Origin of the sequence: Pseudarthrobacter sp. SL88 (genome assembly GCF_026672455.1) — a bacterium.
Taxonomy (GTDB): Bacteria; Actinomycetota; Actinomycetes; order Actinomycetales; family Micrococcaceae; genus Arthrobacter.
In genome coordinates, this window is sequence record NZ_JAPPRD010000001.1 from 772,461 (window position 1) to 791,656 (window position 19,196).

The following is a 19,196-nucleotide window of genomic DNA, read 5'->3' on the forward strand; positions in this document are numbered from 1 at the left end:
CATTCACCAACACCAACACAGGAAGGAGCGGTCCATGAGCGGGGACTGCGTCAACGGGTCTGCTGGCCCGGGCACCTGCGTTCTGGACCCGGCCGTCCTGGAACAGTTGCGCAGCGAGCTCGACGACGACGAGGGCTGGCGTTTGTTCCTCAGCAACTTCCTGGCCCACTTGCCCCGCAGGATTGAGAAGCTGCGGGGCGGGCTGGCACATGCCGACTACGAGGTTTCGATGGACGCCGTCCTCAGCCTGAAGATTTCCTGCCAGATGGTGGGTGCCGAACGGCTTGCGGGACTGGCGCTTCAGCTGCAAGGGCAGCTGGGCGTACTAGCCGGCCCGGAACAGGCTGCGCCTGAACGGCTGCAGCTGATCGAGATGTTCGAGGACATGGCCGCGTTGGCCGGGCATACCGGCCGAGTGCTCCGGGAGAGTGCCGCTCAGGGCCTATAGAAGCCGCGGCTCGGCCTGCTGAAGCAAGGCCAAGGCAGCCAGGGCACGTTTGCAGGACGGACGACGACGGCGGAAGACTTCCGCGCATCTGGGCTGCAAACAAGCACACGCAGGCGTATCGCCGCAGGTCAACTGCCCTTTGCTCAAGAATCAAGGGAGTCTTGAGTGAAACTTGTGTCTCGTTTGCGGAAATCTTTGAGTGTGTTCGCAACAGTAGAAGCAGCCGGTAATCACCGGTGAAGCTCACTGCCGACCATTGAATGGTGGGCCATGGCTGAAAACTACTGTGGGGGCACAATTGTCTGAGATTTTGAACGAAGAGCTTGAGTCGAAAGAAAGCGGTTTCAGCCGCCGGCGGGTGGTCGCAGGAGTGGCTTGGTCGCTTCCCGTCATTGCGACAGCTATTGCTTCTCCGGCCGCCGCGGCATCAGGCGACCCGATCGTAACGCTAGCAGCGCCCATTCCCGTCACCATAAGTGGAGCAACTGCAGCCGCGGGCACCGCACCGATCAGCTTTGATATCCAAGCCGGAGCCGCTTTCAAGGGCGACGTGGTCACATACAGGCTAACGATCGAGGGGGTTTCGCAGAACCAGAAGGCGCTTATTTCCCTGGTCTCCGTTTCGCCAGGCTCGGGCAATACGTCCATCCCGAACAACAGTAAGCTCACGAACTTCGACGGTTCAATTGCGACGTCGCCCGGTAATCAATTTCTCCGCGTCAACATCGGGGGTTTCAAATATTCTGGGACCGTCACCAAGGGGACCTTTTCGTACACCGTCACTTTGACGGTGACAATCGGTTCGGCCTCGATCGTCAAGACTTCGACCATCTCCGTTACGTACGCCTGATGGTTTGGAAACGGGGTGGTCTGGTCGCCGAAGTCCGAACCCAGCCGTGGAGCAGGATTGCCCTCCTCCATCTGGATGAGACCCAACCCGTGGTTCTCGAGGGGCCTGCCGCCGTCATCTGGGAGCTCATCGACGGGCATAGATCTGAGCTGGACATATTCAACGAACTCGGGGTGACGTTCAACGACGAGGTGGGACAGATGCAGGCCCAGGCGGAGCTCTTCCTGGCCAGCCTTGAAGCCCGTCGCCTGATTGAGCCTGCGGCCGTTTCCGCGGCGTAACTTTGGTCCGGGGGAGTCATGGGGGATGTTCTCGTATCGGTGCAGCCAGAACCTGAAGCCGCGCCGCTAAATAGCACTGATCTGCTGCACCTGCAGATACTGGGTATCAAGTTCGCCGTTCGGTGGGGAAGCGGCGTCTCCGGGGAGCAACAACTAAACATGCGGGCGGCCTGGTCCCGATGTGCAAGCGAGCAGGTACCGGGGGATGCAGCCCCGCCGCCGCCGGCCCCCTCGGCGACGTACACAGTTGCCGTGACGTTTCAGTCAGGGAATCAGGCGACAGAGGGGTTCGAGCTCGGGGCGTCATCATTCGAGGAGCTGGCCGAGCAACTGACCTCACGCCTTACTGTGGCTGCCATTCTGGCCAACGCAGGCCGCCTGACCATGCTCCACGCATGCGGGGTGGCCCATCCGGAAACGGGAGCGACAGTGGCGCTGGTGGCCAAGTCCGGAACGGGCAAGACCACCGCGGCATCCGTGCTGGCCAAGACATACGGTTATGTCACCGATGAGACGGTCGCCATCCGGCAGGACAGAACGGTAATGCCCTATCCCAAGCCGCTGTCAGTGAAGCTATGGCACGGCCGTCCCAAGAAACAGGTGGGACCGGATGCGCTTGGGCTGCGGTTAGCACCTCCCAGCCCGTTTCTTCAGTCAATCGTGCTGCTGAACCGCGTATCGGGTGAGGGCAGAATCCCTCCGGTTCTGGCGAGAGTTCCCCTCACCGAAGCGCTCCTAGCCCTCATCCCGGAATCGTCGTCCCAGGGAGAGATCGAGCAGCCGCTGCGGTCGCTCTGCCGGATTATCGAGAGCGTCGGGGGAGTGTGGCAGGTGACGTACTCCGAGGCCGCTGACTTGCCTGCAGCATTGGCATCGCTGTTCCAGGTCCAACGTCAGCAAGAACCAGGATGGGAACCACGCGACATCATGAGTGCGGAACTGGGGCAGGTCCGGGAGGGATACGTCCGGCGGACACCGGCGAAGGATGCCATCGCCATAGGCAGCGAACTGCTCGTCATGGTGGATGCCGGCATCAAGCAGCTTGCCGGCATCGGCCCCGTCATCTGGGAAGCCGCGGCCCAACCCCTCACCCCTCACCAACTGGCCGAAGAAGTCGCCAAGGTGCATGGCGCACCGGAAGGCTACCGCGCCGCCGTCGTCCACGCCGTGGATCTTCTCGTCGCGGATGGCGTTCTTGAACAGGGCCGCAGTTAAGACTGCACGCAGCATCACGTCCCCGAGCCGGGACGGAAATCAAACATCTTGAGTGGGAAGGAACCACTATGAGCACCACGGCAGCTCCCGCGGAAGCGCCTGCTGGCCTGGACCTGAGGGACTACCTCAAGGTCATTCGGACGTACTGGAAAGGCATTGTCAGTTTCACGCTGCTGGCCACCCTGGCAGCCCTGGGATGGACTGTGCTCCAGCCGAAGGTCTACTCGTCCGACTCCAGCGGCATCGTGGTGACGCCGGGCTCAGACAATGTGAGCCTGTCCCTCGCCGGGGACAGCCTGGCCAAGGCCAAGGTCAAAAATTACGAGTCGGTGGCAAAGTCCCGCCTCGTCGCGGACCGGGTCATCGCCGCCTTGGATCTGAAGACGACGGCGGACGCCCTCCTTGGCAGCATCAGCGTTAAGGTACCGCTTGACACGGCAGAAATCCGTGTCACAGCCGAGTCGACTGACCCGGCCACGGCACAGCGCTTGGCGGATGCGTGGGTGAATGGGCTCGCGGCACAGGTGGAGGCCATCGAGACCGCGCCGGTAGGGGGCAGCGAGGCCACGTCCGCTGCCGGGTCCCCGGCAGGTGCCACGGCTACAGCCGTCCGCGTGCTTCCGTTGGGCAAGGCGGTCCTCCCCACGAGTCCCACCTCGCCGAACACGAAGCTGAACCTCGCGCTGGGAGCACTGGTGGGCCTGGCTCTTGGCGTGGCGTACGCGGTGATCCGCCGCCATCTTGATCGGCGTATCCGTGCCGCGGCCGAGATTGAGCAGGTCTTCGGCATCCCTGTCATCGGCACCCTTCCCCTGGACCATCGCCTGGATGGAAAAAGCACAGTTCTGGATGCCGGCATGTCGGCGCAGGTCCACGACGCCGGGGGAGCGATGGCCGAAGCCCTCCGGGAACTCCGGACCAACATTAGCTTCCTGGACGTCGACCAGCCGCCGCGGATTATTGTGGTCACGAGCTCGGTGCAGTCCGAAGGAAAATCCACCGTCACCGCCAACTTGGCCGTCACCATGGCCGCTGCCGGCGAGAACGTGGTGGTGGTGGACGGCGATCTCCGCCGTCCAACGCTGGTGGACGTGTTCAACCTGGTTCCGGGAGCAGGGGTCACCGACGTCCTGGCTGGCACCGCCGAGCTCGAAGATGTCCTCCAGCCCTGGAGTGCCCTGCCGAATCTCTCAGTGCTTGGTTCTGGGCGCATCCCCCCGAACCCCAGTGAACTGCTCGGATCAAAGGCGATGAAGAGCATGCTCGATGGGTTGGCCGCGAATGCGACGGTGCTGGTCGACGCGCCGCCCCTGCTCCCGGTGACGGATGCCGCCGTCCTAAGCCGTGTGGCGGACGGCGCCATCGTGGTGATCCGGACTGGAAGGACCACGCAGGACCAGTTGGCGCAGTCCATGGGGAACCTGGACAAGGTGAAGGGCAGGGTTCTCGGGGCGGTTCTCAACTACGTACCCACCCGCGGAACGGACTCGTACTCCTACTACGGGACGTACACGGCAGCACCGGAAGAGCAGGTCAGCAACCTTTTACTGCCGAGTGGTTCTCTGCAGGACGACGCGGGCGAGGGTTCGCTTGAAGCGGCGCTTAGTGGGCGCCGGGCGAAAGTCTGAGTGGCGCTATGGATAACCCGGAAGACATCGTCCAACTGAGCGTCTCTGAAGGCGTGCTTCTGGGGCATGCGCTCGTAGCACGGGTGGCTAATGAATTGGGTATCAGAGCCTTCTTCATCAAAGGTCCAGTGAGCGTGCTCCAAGGGCTGCGCCCAGCTAAGACTTCGGGCGATGTGGATGTCTTGGTGCCGCCCCAGGATCTGGAAACGATTGTCGAAGCCTTGCAGGAGAGGGGCTGGCGTAAACGACCAGTTGATCATGACAGCAAAACCTTCCCGCGGCATTCGATCACGGTCGGTCATCCGGAATGGCCGTGCTGCATCGATGTGCACTACCGCTTTCCAGGAATGGAGGCCGCTGCCGCCGAGTGCTTTGAGGTTATGTGGGACAACACCGAGCGCGTTGTCCTGGCGGGGCAGGACATCCGGGTGCCGTCCAAACCACTGGCTATCCTGCTTTTGGCTTTGCATGCCCTTCGGTCACCCGCTCTGCCAGCATGCCGGGACGAGCTCGACTTTCTTTCGGGTGCCGTTTCCCAGCAATCACTGGCGCTGCCGGTTCTAGATCTGTCGACGACGACGGGCAGTCTGGCGGCGACGCGTCCTTTCCTTGAAAAGCTCCTTCCCGAGAACATGGCCCTCCTCTGGCCGGAGCCATCGACTGAGTGGAGGAACCGTGTTCTGGCGCAGGAACCCGGGAGCGCAAGAATCATCGCCCTGGCCCAAGCCCGCTGGCAGGACAAGCCCATGATGTTGTGGCGGGCGGTATTCCCCCGGGGTGAAGTCTTCTTGACCCGAAACATCTACGCAGATATGTCCGTGAAAGGACGTCTCGTCCAGCATGTTGCCCGCTGGGCGCGGTTTCTACGTTCTGTCCCCAGGATCACACGCGACCTAAACCGCTACCGTGCTTGAATCTTCCGCGGTGGTTGAGCCTGTCGAAACTTGCTTCTTGCGATTGTCTTTCTGGGCAGAGAATTTATAAAGTTCAGCTATGACTATGGGGAGAGCCGTAACTAAAGCCGTCATTCCTGCCGCCGGATTGGGAACTCGTTTCCTTCCCGCAACCAAGGCGATGCCGAAGGAAATGTTGCCGGTGGTTGACCGCCCGGCCATCCAGTACGTCGTGGAAGAGGCCATCAAGTCTGGACTCGACGATGTCCTGATGATCACAGGCCGGAGCAAGCGGGCTCTGGAGGATCATTTTGATCGTGCACCGGGCCTCGAGCGCCTGCTGGAACAGAAGGGCGACAAGGACCGGCTTGAGTCGATCCAGGCTGCTTCGGAACTTGGCCCCATCCACTACGTCCGTCAGGGAGAAGCCAAAGGGCTGGGCCATGCGGTGCTCTGCGGTAAGCAGCACGTTGGGAACGAGCCCTTCGCGGTGCTGCTGGGTGATGACCTCATTGATGAGGCTGAGGACCTGCTGAGCACCATGATTGACGTGCAGCAGAAGACAGGCGGTTCCGTGATCGCGCTGATCGAGGTGGATCCGTCGCAGATCAGTGCCTATGGCTGTGCGGATATCACAGCTGTTGAGGGCGAGGACTACGTCCGCGTCAACAGCCTGGTGGAGAAGCCGGCTGTTGCCGATGCGCCCTCCAACCTCGCCGTCATTGGCCGCTATGTGCTGCACCCGGCCGTCTTCGGGGTCCTTGAGAACACAGCACCGGGCCGAGGCAACGAAATCCAGCTGACGGATGCGCTCCAGACCCTGGCTGCCGGCCAAGGTGTTGGGTCCGGCGTGTACGGTGTGGTGTTCAAGGGCCGCCGCTTCGATACCGGTGACAAGCTCAGCTACCTGAAGGCAGTCATCACCCTGGCGTCCGAGCGGGTGGAGTTCGGCGAGGACCTCAGGACTTGGATGAAGGGCTTCGTCGGATAATTCCGTGGAAACGACATCAGGCCCATCATGTTCGTTATGGGCCTGATGTCGTTTCGGCTAGCTCAAGGGTTGCTTAAGCACTTTCTGCCAGGAGTTCCAAGAGATATTTGCCGTAACCGCTCTTCGCAAGGGGCTCGGCGCGCTCGCGGAGTTCGTTGTCGCTGAGGAATCCCAAACGCCAAGCAATCTCTTCAGGGCAACCGATAGAGAGCCCCTGCCGGTGCTGCACCGTACGGACAAATTCAGAAGCGTCGTTGAGATCGTTGAACGTCCCGGTGTCCAGCCAGGCGGTGCCGCGGGGCAGGATCTCTACTTGCAGCTTTCCGGCTTCGAGATATTTGCGGTTGACGTCGGTGATCTCAAGCTCTCCCCGGGCGGAGGGCTTCAGGTTCTTGGCGATGTCCACAACGTTGTTGTCGTAGAAGTACAGTCCGGGCACAGCGTAGTGGCTCTTGGGTTCCGCAGGTTTTTCTTCAAGAGAGATCGCCCGACCATTTTCGTCGAACTCGACTACTCCATAGGCCGACGGATCAGCAACTCGGTAACCGAACACAGCTCCACCTTCGATGTTCTCGAACCGGCGTAGCTGCGTACCCATGCCCTGGCCGTAGAAGATGTTGTCCCCAAGCACCAAAGCGGCTGGGCCGTCACCGATGTGGTCAGCGCCGAGGACAAATGCCTGGGCCAAGCCATCCGGAGAGGGCTGCTGCTTGTAGGTGATGGAGACACCGAAACGGCTGCCGTCGCCCAGGAGCCGCTGAAATTGGTCGGCATCATGAGGGGTAGTGATAATCAGAATGTCACGAATACCGGCCAGCATAAGCGTGGACAGCGGGTAGTAGATCATCGGCTTGTCATAGACAGGCACCAACTGCTTGCTGATTCCGAGCGTTATTGGATGAAGACGTGAACCGGTTCCCCCGGCGAGGATTATTCCGCGCATAGCTCTATTTTCCGATATGACTTGAAATTGAACAAAATCATGTCGGCATGGAACCATGAATTTATGCAGCGACTTCTTGTGACCGGCGGAGCCGGCTTCATTGGCTCAAACTTTGTCCACTGTGTATTGGAAAACACTGATGACCATGTCACTGTTCTGGACAAGCTGACCTACGCCGGCAATCTTGAATCACTGCGCGGCCTGCCCGAGGACCGCTTCACCTTCGTTGAGGGTGACATCGCCGACGCCGGCATCGTGGACGGACTCGTCGCGGGCACCGACGTCGTGGTCCACTACGCAGCAGAATCGCATAACGACAATTCCCTGCATGACCCCCGCCCCTTCCTGGACACCAACATCATCGGCACCTACACGCTGATCGAAGCGGCCCGGAAGCACGGCAAGCGCTTCCACCACATCTCCACCGACGAGGTCTACGGCGACCTCGAGCTGGACGATCCCGAGCGGTTCACCGAGCAGACCCCCTGCAACCCCTCAAGCCCGTACTCCTCCACGAAGGCCGGCTCGGACCTCCTGGTCCGCGCCTGGGTGCGCTCCTTCGGGCTGCAGGCAACCATCAGCAACTGCTCGAACAACTACGGCCCGTACCAGCACGTGGAGAAGTTCATACCCCGGCAGATCACCAACGTGATCGACGGGATCCGCCCCAAGCTTTACGGCAAGGGCGAGAACGTCCGTGACTGGATCCACGCCAACGACCACTCCTCCGCCGTCCTGGCCATCATCGCCAAGGGAACCATCGGGGAAACGTACCTGATCGGTGCCGACGGCGAGAAGAACAACAAGGACGTCGTTGAACTGATCCTCAAGCACATGGGCCTGGCCCCGGACGCGTACGACCATGTAGTGGACCGTCCCGGCCACGACCTGCGGTACGCCATCGACTCCACCAAACTCCGCAACGAACTTGGCTGGGAACCCCAGTTCTCCAACTTCGACGCCGGCATCGAAGACACCATCGACTGGTACCGCAACAACGAACAGTGGTGGCGCCCGCAAAAAGCCGCCACCGAAGCCAAATACAAGGAACAGGGCCAGTAGAACGGTCCACTTGGCTGGCATGGCGAAGCCGGTCGGAGGTAGGAACTCAAGGGTCCTGAGGACGTTTCAGAGTAGTCGCTAGGAGTGCGCCGATGGTGGCGCCTACTGTGTTCATTACGACATCTGACAGGCTGGCAAAACGGTTGTGAAGAAACAATAGTTGGCCAAGCTCAATACTGCCTGAAACTAGGAGGCTAAATGCCCCAAGCTGCCAGAGTCGCTTTCGGGTGAACGCCAATGAACTTACGAAGCCTAGTGGGAAGAAGAGGGCAATATTCGCGGACGCCTCCACAAACTTGTAATTGAACCATCCTGGCACTCCATGGCTGTGAACGAATTGCAAGACGATCGCCAGTTGCCCGGACGCAGGTTGGTCCACGGGGGTTGGCCAGAACGCTATGAGTGCTAAGAATACAAACATGGCCGCAAGAATCAGTTGCCAGCACCGCTGATTAGCAGGGAACTTCATATGAGCCTCATGAGTGTCCGTAGTGGTGTGGCAGCGTTGTCGGAAAAGAAGGACGCCTACGCTGACAAGCGTGAGCGGTTCTCAAAAGTGGCTTAAACAAATGGTGGGTGATTCTCCGTTACCGGAGAATCACCCACCATAACTGGTGATTAGGTATTGCGGTTATGCAGCAGCCTCTACTTTGGCGCGGCGGCGTACAACTACAACCGAGGTTGCGCCGGCGGCCAGTGCGCCTGCCCCAACCAGGGTCCAGAGGACCAGGCCGGAATCAGCGCCGGTGTTGGCCAGGCCTGAACCAGTGTTGGCGAGAGGAGCGCCGGCAGCGTTACCGCCGGTGTTAGCCAGCGAAGCAGCAACGACTACCGTGACGGGGCCGACGGTAACGCCGGAGGTGTTACCGGTTGCCGTCAGAGAGTAGGTGCCTGCTTCACTGATGGAGATCGGCAGGGAGAATGCACCCTGCGCGTCTGCTGTCGCGGATAGGGTCTGCGGTGCTTGGAAGACGGGAATCTTCACTGCAACCGAACGGCCCAGACCGGCCCCGTTTGACGCCGGTGCCTGCCCCGGTGTCACCGTGATGGTCAGGCCTTCGCCGGCGAGGAAGCCCTGGCCGCGGAAGATGAAAGTTTCACCCGGTCCGACGGTGCCGTCGGAAACGGCTGCCTGCGGCGGAAGTGCTGGGTAAGTAGCGGCCATGGCGGGTGCCGAGCCGACGAGAGCGATGGAGCCTGCAAGCGCGAGTGCTGCGAGTGTTTTCTTCATGAGTGTCCCCCCGGAGACGTTTAAGTTTTGATTACCCGGTTTGGGAGCGTGTCCCCTCTGCACGAGACCAAGTGCAGAACTACGGATAGATATCCCAAAAAAGACGGTATCACCTGTATAGGTCTCGGACCAACCTCAATCTAATCGGTTTACATAGTGTTAACGCGACGGTCATCATCCTTGTCGGCATGAAGCGTCCTGTGCGGGCAAGACAACATCCTTGACAGGCTGGACGGTGGGTGTGACTACCAAGTTAGGTTCGGTGTGCTGGACAATTTTGGCAAAGTGGAACTCCACAGTCTTGCTTTCACCTGGCGCCAGAAGTTGTGCAATCACGCCCACCGGTCTGCTCGCATGCATGTACGGCGCGAACGGAGACTTTTGCCCGTCGAGGGTGGCTGATTCGATATGCGCTTGAGCGGGGCCGTAGGCGATAACGTTTGTTTGGACAGTGCCTGGCGGTACGCCAAAATGCCCACCACCAGTGACGTAGGAGGGCAGCGTTTTCGCGGCGTCAGCAGGTGCGGTATTCGTACTCACGATTCGGACCGAGATTTTCTCGTAGCCGTCCTGAGGACAATCACGGACGAGTTGCACTGTGCGCTTGACGTAGTAATCCATCTTGGCCCCCGTCCCGTCATTGAAGTACACGCCGAATTGGGCAGGGGCAACGCTAGGGCCAGCTACTGCGCCGCTTAGGGGGTATCTCGTGATGGCACTCTGCTCGTCAGTCCGGGCGGACCAAACTAGCAGTCTTCCTTCGGCAGTCGACTGTCCCATGGCAGTGAACAGCGGGCCCGCCTGTGCATTCCCGCTCGATAGTGAAGTGAAGATTTCCTGTGCAACTCCTGCGAAGTATTTGTCCTGCAACGCTGGCTGCTCGATCTTGGAGTAGACGTCCGAAAGTAGTGTTTGCACGACGTTTTTGCTAGTCAGTGTGGTCGGCAAACCGTTAACAGACGGGCTCACACCTTGCTTGTTGAGTTCGAGTGGGCCAGTAGCTTCCAAGAGGTAAGCGAGTGCTATCGGGTCGACTGACACGACGCCGTCTACGGACTGTCCCGTCTTCCTTTCCCACATAGCCTTTGCACTAGCCGCAGCTGTGGGAAAGTCGGGCGTGAGGTTCACGTCCTGCATGAACTTTCCCAAACGTGCTGAATATATCTGCTGCTGAGAAGCTTCAGTGGGCACCGGTGGCGTCATCACCCCTACCTCTCCGGCACTACTTTGGGCTGCAAGAGTGAGCTTTCCTTGATCAAAATTCAGAACGGCCAGTGCTCCCGGAATGCCTCCTGAGGCGCGGGTCTCCGCGTTATTTTGGACAATAAGTAGATAGTTTCGTGGTTCATCCGATCCGAGCATCGAGGGAAGGAGCGTGGAGGCATTCGCGGCAGCACTCAGTGCCCCCGTGACTTCTCGCAATTCGCCTCGCGCCCGAATCAAGGGTTCCGCCACTTGCGCTATCAGCTTGCTATCGTCGATCTGATCTAAGCGGTCAGCCGACAGACGAACGGCCTGAGATGATGAGGTCACGAATGGAGCTGCGGCCTTGAGCGGTTTCAGATCGGAGCCATCAGGGCCTGGCAGTAAGGACTTCCAATCGAGGACGCTGAACACGCGGACGAGAGGCCCCAACCCGAGGGTGGCGACGTCGTCAGCGGCGCGCGCAACCTCGGACACGGCGCTGAAGTTCTGTCCTGCCCCGGGCAATGTTGAGGCCAACGTCCAGATCGGGTTATCTGCAAGTTTCCTGGCGTTGGCTGTATGGCTCTTTAGCTTCTCAACGGCAATGGCCGCCTCGGCCGGCCTGTTTGCGGCGAGGTCGGACTTCAGCGAAGGGACCATCGAGGTTGCTATTTCTAATTCGGACTTGATGCCCGAAGCAGTAGCACCCAGCCACACAGCACAGGCCGACCCGACTACCAGCACGGCTACCGTAGGTCCCCCGATGATTAGGAGGCGACGTCGTTTGAGGTTCTTATTCCGAATCTTTTTGCTATTCCTGCGCATGATGTCTTTGCTCTCGTTCTCCGGGACCAGATAAATGACTCGAAATTTCTTCCCAACGCGGCAGCGATCGCGTTCTACGCGTGTCAATAAGCACCGGTACTCGCAAATACAGCTCTGCCAGTCTTGAGCAGTATTACTACGTCGCCTGCAAGGGACCAGTTTTCGACGTAGTACAAATCCAGCCGCACTGAGTCTTGCCATGACAGGTTTGAGCGCCCACTGACTTGCCAAAGGCCGGTCAGGCCAGGCTTTACGAGAAGCCTGCGCCGAACGTCCCTCTCGTATCCTTCAACCTCCTTCGGCAACGGAGGACGCGGCCCGACGAGGCTCATGGCGCCGGCGAGTACGTTGAAGAGTTGGGGTAGTTCATCGAGACTGAATTTCCGCAAGAATCGGCCTACTGGGGTAATTCTGGGGTCGTTTCGGATCTTGAAGAGAACGCCACTTCCTTCGTTTCGATTTTCGAGTTCCATAAGGCGCTGCTCAGCGTCCACGACCATGGAGCGAAATTTCAACATGTCGAACTGCTTGCCCTCAATGCCCACTCGCTGCTGCCTAAAAAGTATTGGACCTGGGCCTGACAGCCTCACGGCAAGGGCGATGCAGAGCATCAAGGGCAGGGAGAGAATGATTAGTAAGAGAGAAGCGCAAATGTCAAACAGCCTTTTTGCCACGCGTTGTCCACCCTCCAGCGTCGGCGTGGTCACGTGTATTAGCGGTAGGCCCGCGACTTGCTGTGTGTGTATTCGCGGTCCGGCAATGTCGGTTAGGGCGGGCGCCATAATTAGCCCGACGTTGCGAGAAGCTAATGCCCAACCCAAATGGCGCAGGGTTTGGGGATGTAGTTGCACCCCTGCTGAAACGGCGACGGCATCGGCCTGACATTCGTCAATGGCTGCCAAAATGGAGTCTGTTTGACTTCGGTGGCCGAGCACTGGGAGCCCGGAATTCGGTTCGATCGTGATCTGATCGTCGGCCCCTGGCATATAGGCAGCGATCGGTAGGTACCCCGCGTGTTTCGCATCGACCAGCGTTGAGGCTAGGTGAGCAACTGCGCCGGGACCCCCAAGCAACAGCAGCCGTGACATGCTCTCGCCGCCTTGGCGAGTGACGTTCAGGTGCTGGCGAAGGAGCCAGCGTGCCATCAGCAGCCCGATCAGACCGACCGGAAGGGCAATACCGACGTATCCGCGGGCTGTGTCAATGCGGAAAACGTAAGAGAAGATTGCCACTAGACCGAAAAGCCACAGTGAAGCGGCGGCTACACGTTTGTACTCATCCGGGCCGGAACCCAATATGCGGCTTTGGCGGGTATTCCAGGCGCCCAACATGAGCCACCAGGCGACGCTTAGTGCCAGGGACAGCCATACGTAACCGGCTTCAAACGCGGAGCTCGTTACTTCTGATTCGAAACCGAACCTTATGACGTAAGCACCTGCTACGGCCCAAACAACAACGAAAGCGTCAACAACCCGCAATGTCCGCGACGTCCGCTTACGCCAATCCACTTACATCCCCCAGCATGTTCATGACCGCTCTTCAAGAGATCTCCGAGGACAGATTACAGCCGGAGGGCGTCGCAGCCGCAATGCACTGACGAGTTAGGTGACGCATGCGACAAGGTTCACGGGCCACTCGCTCCATGGGGAACGTTCTGACACAATGCGACGTATCAATGTGCATCGTGGCACCTGCACGGGTCAGGTTGTTCGGCTGCGAGAATCGCTCTTCGATCGCTAAGGCACTCTCTTAGAGGCTCAGAACAGCGGCCCCTGAATGGTAACCTCGGTTGCGGCTTCGTGCAGTGGCCTTTGGAAGCGTTATCAATGGGGGTTTTCTGTGAATCGAACAGTGGCGGTTATTGGAACACGGGGCTATCCGAGCTTTTACGGCGGCTTTGAAACTGCCGTTAGGAAGTTGGCACCCTACTTGGCCGACCAGTCCTGGAATGTGACTGTGTATGGCCGTTCGGCTGATCTGGAGCAACATTCTGACAAGGATCCTCGTGTTCAAGTCATCACTACGGCAGGAGTGGAAAACAAGTCTCTCAGCACTTTGTCATATGGCTTGACCGCATGTTTGCATGCTTTCTGGACGAAACCGGATGTTGCTCTTGTCATGAATGTGGCTAACGGTTTTTGGTTACCTCTCCTTCGCCTCAGGCGTATCCCCACGATCGTGAACGTCGACGGAATCGAATGGGAACGGGCCAAGTGGGGCAGGCTCGCAAAAACAATTTTCAAAATCGGCGCGTTCATGACGGCACGGTTTGGAACTGTTTTAATAGCGGACTCAAAGGAGATTGGCCGCCGGTGGCGGGATGAATTCGGCCGAGATTGCGTTTTTGTTCCGTATGGAGGTGAAGCGGGGTCCGACCACTCCTTGGAGGATGGACTTAGCCCTGAACGCTACGTTCTCGTCGTCGCACGATTCGTTCCAGAGAACACCCTTCCAGAATTTATCTCAGCGGCAAGGAACCTCGCTCGCGACTACCAAGTGGTAATCGTGGGATCTTCAGGGTATGGCGGTCATTTGGAAGACGACGTACGGCTGCTGGCGGAAGAAAACGAAAATGTGCGATGGCTGGGTCATGTCTCGGATGACCAGCGACTGCTTGCGCTTTGGCGACACTGTGGGGCATATTTCCACGGGCACAGCGTTGGCGGTACGAATCCAGCTTTGGTCCAGGCGATGGCAAATGGCGCTCCAGTCGTGGCTCGCGATACTGTTTATAACCGCGAGGTGCTAGGCAACGATGCCGCTTTTTGTCTGCCTGAGGGAGACGAGATAGAGCGAGCAGTCCGCCGTGTCATGGACACTCCTTCTGAACGGAAACGCCTCTCTAACATTTCGCTAGAACGGGTTCAGCAGGGTTATACCTGGGAGGCCGTGTGTGCCGCTTATGAGCGAGAACTTCGTAGTCAGGCTGAGGAAAAAAGCCTATCGGAGGTCACCAAATGAGAGTGGGGCGTTTTCAGGGAATGCCCGATATGGCGAATGCTGTGGCAACGGCGCAGCTTTTCACGAAAGTAGCGCCAATGCTGATTCGTGGCGCAACTCTAAAGCCTCTGCTACGCAAATCCAGCGGTCAACTTTATGTTGGGCGCGGGGCACGTCTGAGAAATCCTCAACTGATCTCACACTCGGGGCGCTTGGTGATTGAAGACTTTGCAGAAGTACAGGGACTGTCCATTCACGGCCTTAACTTTGGCGATGAAGTGTCAATTGGCCGTGGTGTTCAGATTCGCCCCAGTAGTTACTACGGAGGGGACGTAGGAGTGGGACTATGGGTGGGGGACAGGTCGAGTTTCGGGTCTGATTGTTTTGTGGGTTGCTCAGGGGAAATCAGAATTGGTTCTGATGTCATGCTCGGGCCTGGTGTCCGCCTATTTTCTGAGAACCATGAGTTTGCAAACACTGAGAAAACGATAAAATCTCAAGGTGTTACCCGTTCTTTCCTGAGCATTGGAAGTGACACTTGGGTAGGTAGCGGCGCGACTATTACGGCCGGCGTCACAGTAGGTTCGGGGGTGGTCGTTGCGGCCGGCAGCGTCGTAACTCGCGATGTCCCTGATGGCGCAGTGGTCGCAGGTGTACCAGCCCGAGTCATCCGGACAAGGTGAATGCGGTTATGGGGTCTTCGCCACTGCGCACTATGTTTGTCCACTCATCCAACGAAATGTATGGCGCTGACAAAATTCTGCTTGAGATAATCCGATCGCTGCCAGCGAAGGACCGGGCCGGCGCAAGCGTATACCTGCCGGACGATTTGCCCTCAGGGAGCGGGGCGCTCGGTGATCACCTCGACGGCTTAGGAGTCCAGAGTCATTTGGGCCCGCTACCCGTTCTGCGGAGACGCTACCTGTCTGTCCGCGGAGGCCTGCCCCTCCTGGGAAGACTCTGGCGCACTTTCCGTGAAATTCGTCGGCAGAGGCCAGACGTCGTGTACTGCACCACTTCAGCCATGATTTTTTGTGCGCCGCTGGCGCGACTGGCGGGCGTGCAGCACGTGATACTGCACGTACAAGAAATTTGGTCTCACCGCGAAGCCGTTGTATTGGGGTTTGTGGCTCGTGCGGCGACTCAAATCTATTGCATTTCGGAGGCGTCAATGAGGGCCATTGGCGAAGCAGTGTCCGCTCGGGCGGCTCTACTTGTAAATGCTCACAGAGATTCCGGACGGGGTTTGCGACCCATCTCATCGGACGGCCCAGTCAGGTTCGTTGTAGCCAGCAGGTGGAACGCTTGGAAGGGGCATTCGACTCTTCTTGAAGCATGGGACGCGGCAGGTTGTCCAGGGGAATTGGTGATTCTCGGTGGTCCTCCTCCTGTAGGAGCGGCCGTCGATGTACGGAAACTTGTTTCGAACCTGGCGGATCCATTGTCGGTGAAAGTTGTCGGGGAGGTTTCCGACGTGGAGCCCTACATCGATTCAGCTGACTTCCTAGTTTTGCCATCAGACAGTCCCGAGCCTTTCGGACTTGTAGTCCTGGAGGCCTTCGCCCGCGGCCGAGGGGTTATCGCTAGCCGTGCAGGCGGCGTAGCCGACATCATCGAGGAAGGTCGAAACGGGTGTCTTTACCAAATTGGCAGCGCCGATGACCTTTGCATGGTGTTGAAATCTGTTGACAAACACAAAGCTACAGAGCTGGGTGCAAACGCACGAGAGAGGTACGAAGCTGTTTATTCTATTGATGCATACTCCGGTCGCTTTTTGCGGCTGTGGCAGGATATGAAATCTAGCGCCCACGCGAGGACTCATGGTTAAGGCGAATATAGTCTATTGGTATGGTCTGGAAGACATGCCGAAGGACGGCGGTGGGCTCCGTGCCTTAGCTTGGTACGAGGCATTGACGCATTTAGGTTTTGAAACTCAGCTTTGCCCTCTTCGAGATACGCCAAACGCCAAAAGTCGTGACGGCTGGCTCCGCGGTATCAAGAAAAGACTGATCCCAATGCCACTCAAATCGTCACTTCCAGAGTTGCCGAAGTCAGATATCAATGTCGTCACCGTGCCATCCGTGTTTGGTTCTGCTGCATCCACTGTTCAACCCGAAACTCTAGTCTTCGACTGGATGGATCGATGGAGCGTGAACTCTCGAACCATGGGTAGAGCATCTTGGATGTCCAGGCCCGGAGGGCTTGTTCAAAGCCTGTTTTGGGAGGTTCAGGAGCGACGCCTTGCTGGACTACCTGCAGTAAATGTATTCGCGGGCTACGAAGACATGATCAAGGCGGGTGGAGACAGTGCCCCACGATACTGGATTCCAACCCCAATCACTGCTGTCCGTTCGACCAGGTTAAAACCTACGTCGACAACAATGCGTGTAGGGTTCATTGCCAATTTTGCCTATCCTCCGAACATTATGTCCCTGCAAGACTTTTTCAGAAGGTATGGTGACTCATTCCACGCGCGAGGAATAGAGGTAGTCATTGCAGGCTTTGGATCCGAAATTGTAAGGAACTGGGGTGTGAACGCAAAGGTCTTGGGGCGAGTAGAATCCTTAGCGGAGTTCTACGACAGCCTTGATGCTGCTCTCGTTCCAATTGACCATGGCGGAGGCATCAAGGCGAAAGCCGTTGAGGCGATGGCCCATGGAGTACCTGTCTTCGGCACCTCGCATGTTGCGAGCGGATTTAGTCCGAGTTGGGCAGCATACATTGGTGAAGTTGAATGGCTACTGGAGGATTCACCCCGATTTCCTCCGGTACCAGTTCACGCAGATTTCGAAGAGAGATTCAGCCAGACTGCATTCAATGAGACTGTCAGCGATGTCCTGTCGCAAATCAATCGGACAGGTTGTCAAGATAAAAATAAGGAATTGTAATGCGTCTTTACCTGCAAGGATTGAAGTTATGGATTGGCTTTATGGTTGGGCGTATCCCAATCCACGCATTTAGAATCTCTGTCTACCGACGTTTCCTTGGCATACAGATTGGGCCAGCTTCGGCGGTTCACTGGCGATTGGCTTTCTTTGCACCTAGAGGCATCAGAATAGGCCGCAACTCAATAGTTGGGAATGATTGCTTTTTGGACGGCCGGCTTGGACTAGAGATCGGCAACAACGTAAACATTGGTGGTCATGTTCAGATATTCACCGTAGGGCATGATCCTAGCAGTCCCACGTTCGGTACCAAGGGTGGAGCAGTGCGAATCGGTGACCGCGCCTATATCGCGAGCCGAGCAACCGTCTTGCCGAATGTTGATATCGGCGAAGGCGCCGTTGTGGCCGCCGGGGCGGTTGTGTCGAAGGACGTCGCCCCTTACACCATTGTCGGCGGAATCCCCGCGGCCGTAATCGGGCAGAGAAATCGCGACTTGAGCTATGAGCTCAACTTTCATATGCCCTTCCAGTAGACGATGAAGAATAACAATAAGAGAGAAGATTCCATCTTGACTGTCAAACGTGTGCTGGTTCTGTGGGCCGATGAGTCCTCGAGTAACCTAGGTGTTCGGGTCCTCGCCGAAGGAGCCGAGTCATTGGCCCGGCGCGCATGGGGGGATGACATAGAGGTTGATTTTCAGAGTTTTGGTACGGGTCCCCTGGGTACTCAACTGTCCGGGAAAGTGGTTCTTAAGGGACTACTTTCCGGCAGTAAAAGGCTCCGTGCGGAGATGGCGGGCTATGACGTCGTAATTGACACCGGCGCTGGTGATAGCTTTACGGACATATACGGCCTCAAAAGGCTAACAATTATGACCTACACTCGCTTTGTTGCAAAACTATCAAGCCTCCCAGTTATTTTCGCTCCTCAGACTATCGGTCCGTTCAAGACCGTCCTTGGTCGGCAAATGGCCCGACACTCGCTTAGAGCTTCGCACTCGGTTATGGCTCGCGATAGTACTAGCAATGAATTTGCAAGTGGGCTCGGGTTTCCCGCAGATTGCCTAGCCACGGATGTGGCTTTCGCCTTGTATCAACCGGAACTAGAGAGCGGTTTCCCCAAGGCCGACGTTGTACTCAACATCTCTGGCCTCTTGTGGAACAGTGATGCGCACCTACCACGCGAGAAGTATCGTGATTTATCTCGTGAGCTCATAGAGAGGCTGCTGCGTTGTGGAAGAAAGGTCACACTACTTGCTCACGTGTTGGATAACCCGTCAATCGACAACGACGCGTCCGTAATTCAAGACCTGGCTTCAGAATTCTGTGGACGGGTGGACGTATACACGCCTGGCGACCTTGAGCAAGTAAGAAAATTCATTGCATCATCGAATATCGTCATCGGTGCACGGATGCATGCATGTCTCAACGCGCTCTCTGTGGGGGTGCCCGCAATTCCCCTGGCTTACTCGAGGAAATTTGCCCCCTTGTTGGCTGACATCGGGTGGCCTTATACCATTGATCTCCGGAATGACTCTGAAGTTGTTGACAAGGTTGTTGAGCTCGTGGAACGAGGACAGTTGCGAGAGCAGGCTGGCCTTGTCCGCCAGCAGGCGGAAGCCCGGCTTCATACCGCTGCGGAGCACTTGAGTCATCAGGTGGCTGTCTAGCGTGACCATACCTACTTTCTCAGGAGAATTCGACAAACTAGTCCGCAATGTCGTCGACAACGGGAACTGCTCTGGCTGCGGTATATGTTCGCTGATTGACCCCGGACTTTCTATGGAATTGGACGACGGCGGATTCAACCGACCGATTC

The 19,196-nt window shown here is 57.9% G+C and carries 19 protein-coding genes; 14 read left to right on the plus strand and 5 right to left on the minus strand.

Annotated features, from left to right (window positions below; genetic code table 11):
• Window positions 1-34 precede the first annotated feature (34 nt).
• From OVA06_RS03520 to galU, 7 genes are all read left to right on the plus strand, one after another.
• A complete protein-coding gene (locus OVA06_RS03520) occupies window positions 35-448 on the plus strand; it encodes an Hpt domain-containing protein (RefSeq protein WP_268156351.1) in 414 nt (137 codons plus the stop codon).
• 310 nt (window positions 449-758) lie between these two features.
• Window positions 759-1,298 (plus strand): hypothetical protein, encoded by a 540-nt coding sequence (locus tag OVA06_RS03525; protein ID WP_268156353.1) that lies wholly within the window; start codon window positions 759-761, stop codon window positions 1,296-1,298.
• On the plus strand, window positions 1,298-1,579 hold the full coding sequence (locus OVA06_RS03530) for a PqqD family protein (protein WP_268156355.1): 282 nt from the start codon (window positions 1,298-1,300) through the stop codon (window positions 1,577-1,579). Before OVA06_RS03525 ends, OVA06_RS03530 begins: the two co-directional genes overlap by 1 nt.
• A gap of 252 nt (window positions 1,580-1,831) precedes the next feature.
• Window positions 1,832-2,794 carry a hypothetical protein gene (locus OVA06_RS03535; protein ID WP_268156357.1) on the plus strand — a complete coding sequence of 321 codons (963 nt, stop codon included), beginning with the start codon at window positions 1,832-1,834 and terminating at the stop codon, window positions 2,792-2,794.
• 68 nt (window positions 2,795-2,862) lie between these two features.
• Window positions 2,863-4,422, plus strand: coding sequence for a polysaccharide biosynthesis tyrosine autokinase (locus OVA06_RS03540; protein ID WP_268156359.1), 1,560 nt, complete (start codon window positions 2,863-2,865; stop codon window positions 4,420-4,422).
• An 8-nt stretch (window positions 4,423-4,430) separates the two neighbouring features.
• Window positions 4,431-5,336: a nucleotidyltransferase family protein gene (locus tag OVA06_RS03545; RefSeq protein WP_268156361.1), complete on the plus strand. Its 906-nt coding sequence runs from the start codon at window positions 4,431-4,433 to the stop codon at window positions 5,334-5,336.
• 79 nt (window positions 5,337-5,415) lie between these two features.
• Window positions 5,416-6,306: a UTP--glucose-1-phosphate uridylyltransferase GalU gene (galU, locus tag OVA06_RS03550; protein ID WP_268156363.1), complete on the plus strand. Its 891-nt coding sequence runs from the start codon at window positions 5,416-5,418 to the stop codon at window positions 6,304-6,306.
• Between the two features lie 73 nt (window positions 6,307-6,379).
• Here the strand turns inward: galU and rfbA are convergent, their stop codons facing one another.
• Window positions 6,380-7,249 carry a glucose-1-phosphate thymidylyltransferase RfbA gene (rfbA, locus tag OVA06_RS03555; protein ID WP_268156365.1) on the minus strand — a complete coding sequence of 290 codons (870 nt, stop codon included), beginning with the start codon at window positions 7,247-7,249 and terminating at the stop codon, window positions 6,380-6,382.
• Window positions 7,250-7,312: 63 nt separating this feature from the next.
• Here rfbA and rfbB point away from each other — a divergent pair, with 63 nt between their 5' ends.
• Entirely contained in the window at window positions 7,313-8,311 is a 999-nt protein-coding gene (gene rfbB, locus OVA06_RS03560; protein WP_268156367.1) for a dTDP-glucose 4,6-dehydratase, read from the plus strand.
• 46 nt (window positions 8,312-8,357) lie between these two features.
• Here rfbB and OVA06_RS03565 read toward each other — a convergent pair whose 3' ends face one another.
• From OVA06_RS03565 to OVA06_RS03580, 4 genes are all read right to left on the minus strand, one after another.
• On the minus strand, window positions 8,358-8,780 hold the full coding sequence (locus OVA06_RS03565) for a VanZ family protein (protein ID WP_326493567.1): 423 nt from the start codon (window positions 8,778-8,780) through the stop codon (window positions 8,358-8,360).
• A 162-nt stretch (window positions 8,781-8,942) separates the two neighbouring features.
• Window positions 8,943-9,542, minus strand: coding sequence for an LPXTG cell wall anchor domain-containing protein (locus tag OVA06_RS03570; protein WP_268156369.1), 600 nt, complete (start codon window positions 9,540-9,542; stop codon window positions 8,943-8,945).
• Window positions 9,543-9,716: 174 nt separating this feature from the next.
• Window positions 9,717-11,639, minus strand: coding sequence for a DUF4012 domain-containing protein (locus OVA06_RS03575; RefSeq protein ID WP_268156371.1), 1,923 nt, complete (start codon window positions 11,637-11,639; stop codon window positions 9,717-9,719).
• On the minus strand, window positions 11,636-13,060 hold the full coding sequence (locus OVA06_RS03580) for a sugar transferase (protein ID WP_268156373.1): 1,425 nt from the start codon (window positions 13,058-13,060) through the stop codon (window positions 11,636-11,638). The genes OVA06_RS03575 and OVA06_RS03580 overlap by 4 nt, the downstream gene beginning before the upstream one ends.
• 343 nt (window positions 13,061-13,403) lie before the next feature.
• Here OVA06_RS03580 and OVA06_RS03585 point away from each other — a divergent pair, with 343 nt between their 5' ends.
• The 6 genes from OVA06_RS03585 (at window position 13,404) to OVA06_RS03605 (ending at window position 19,047) form a co-directional block, all read left to right on the plus strand.
• Window positions 13,404-14,513: a glycosyltransferase gene (locus OVA06_RS03585; protein WP_268156375.1), complete on the plus strand. Its 1,110-nt coding sequence runs from the start codon at window positions 13,404-13,406 to the stop codon at window positions 14,511-14,513.
• Window positions 14,514-14,917: 404 nt separating this feature from the next.
• Window positions 14,918-15,175 (plus strand): acyltransferase, encoded by a 258-nt coding sequence (locus OVA06_RS03590; protein WP_268160619.1) that lies wholly within the window; start codon window positions 14,918-14,920, stop codon window positions 15,173-15,175.
• A 488-nt stretch (window positions 15,176-15,663) separates the two neighbouring features.
• The gene (locus OVA06_RS19740; RefSeq protein ID WP_442793516.1) at window positions 15,664-16,320 is read left to right on the plus strand and encodes a glycosyltransferase family 4 protein; all 657 of its coding nucleotides are present in this window, start codon (window positions 15,664-15,666) and stop codon (window positions 16,318-16,320) included.
• Window positions 16,313-17,380 carry a glycosyltransferase family 4 protein gene (locus OVA06_RS03595; RefSeq protein WP_268156377.1) on the plus strand — a complete coding sequence of 356 codons (1,068 nt, stop codon included), beginning with the start codon at window positions 16,313-16,315 and terminating at the stop codon, window positions 17,378-17,380. Before OVA06_RS19740 ends, OVA06_RS03595 begins: the two co-directional genes overlap by 8 nt.
• Entirely contained in the window at window positions 17,380-17,910 is a 531-nt protein-coding gene (locus OVA06_RS03600; RefSeq protein WP_268156379.1) for an acyltransferase, read from the plus strand. The genes OVA06_RS03595 and OVA06_RS03600 overlap by 1 nt, the downstream gene beginning before the upstream one ends.
• Before the next feature lie 3 nt (window positions 17,911-17,913).
• Entirely contained in the window at window positions 17,914-19,047 is a 1,134-nt protein-coding gene (locus tag OVA06_RS03605; RefSeq protein WP_268156381.1) for a polysaccharide pyruvyl transferase family protein, read from the plus strand.
• Window positions 19,048-19,196: the final 149 nt, after the last annotated feature.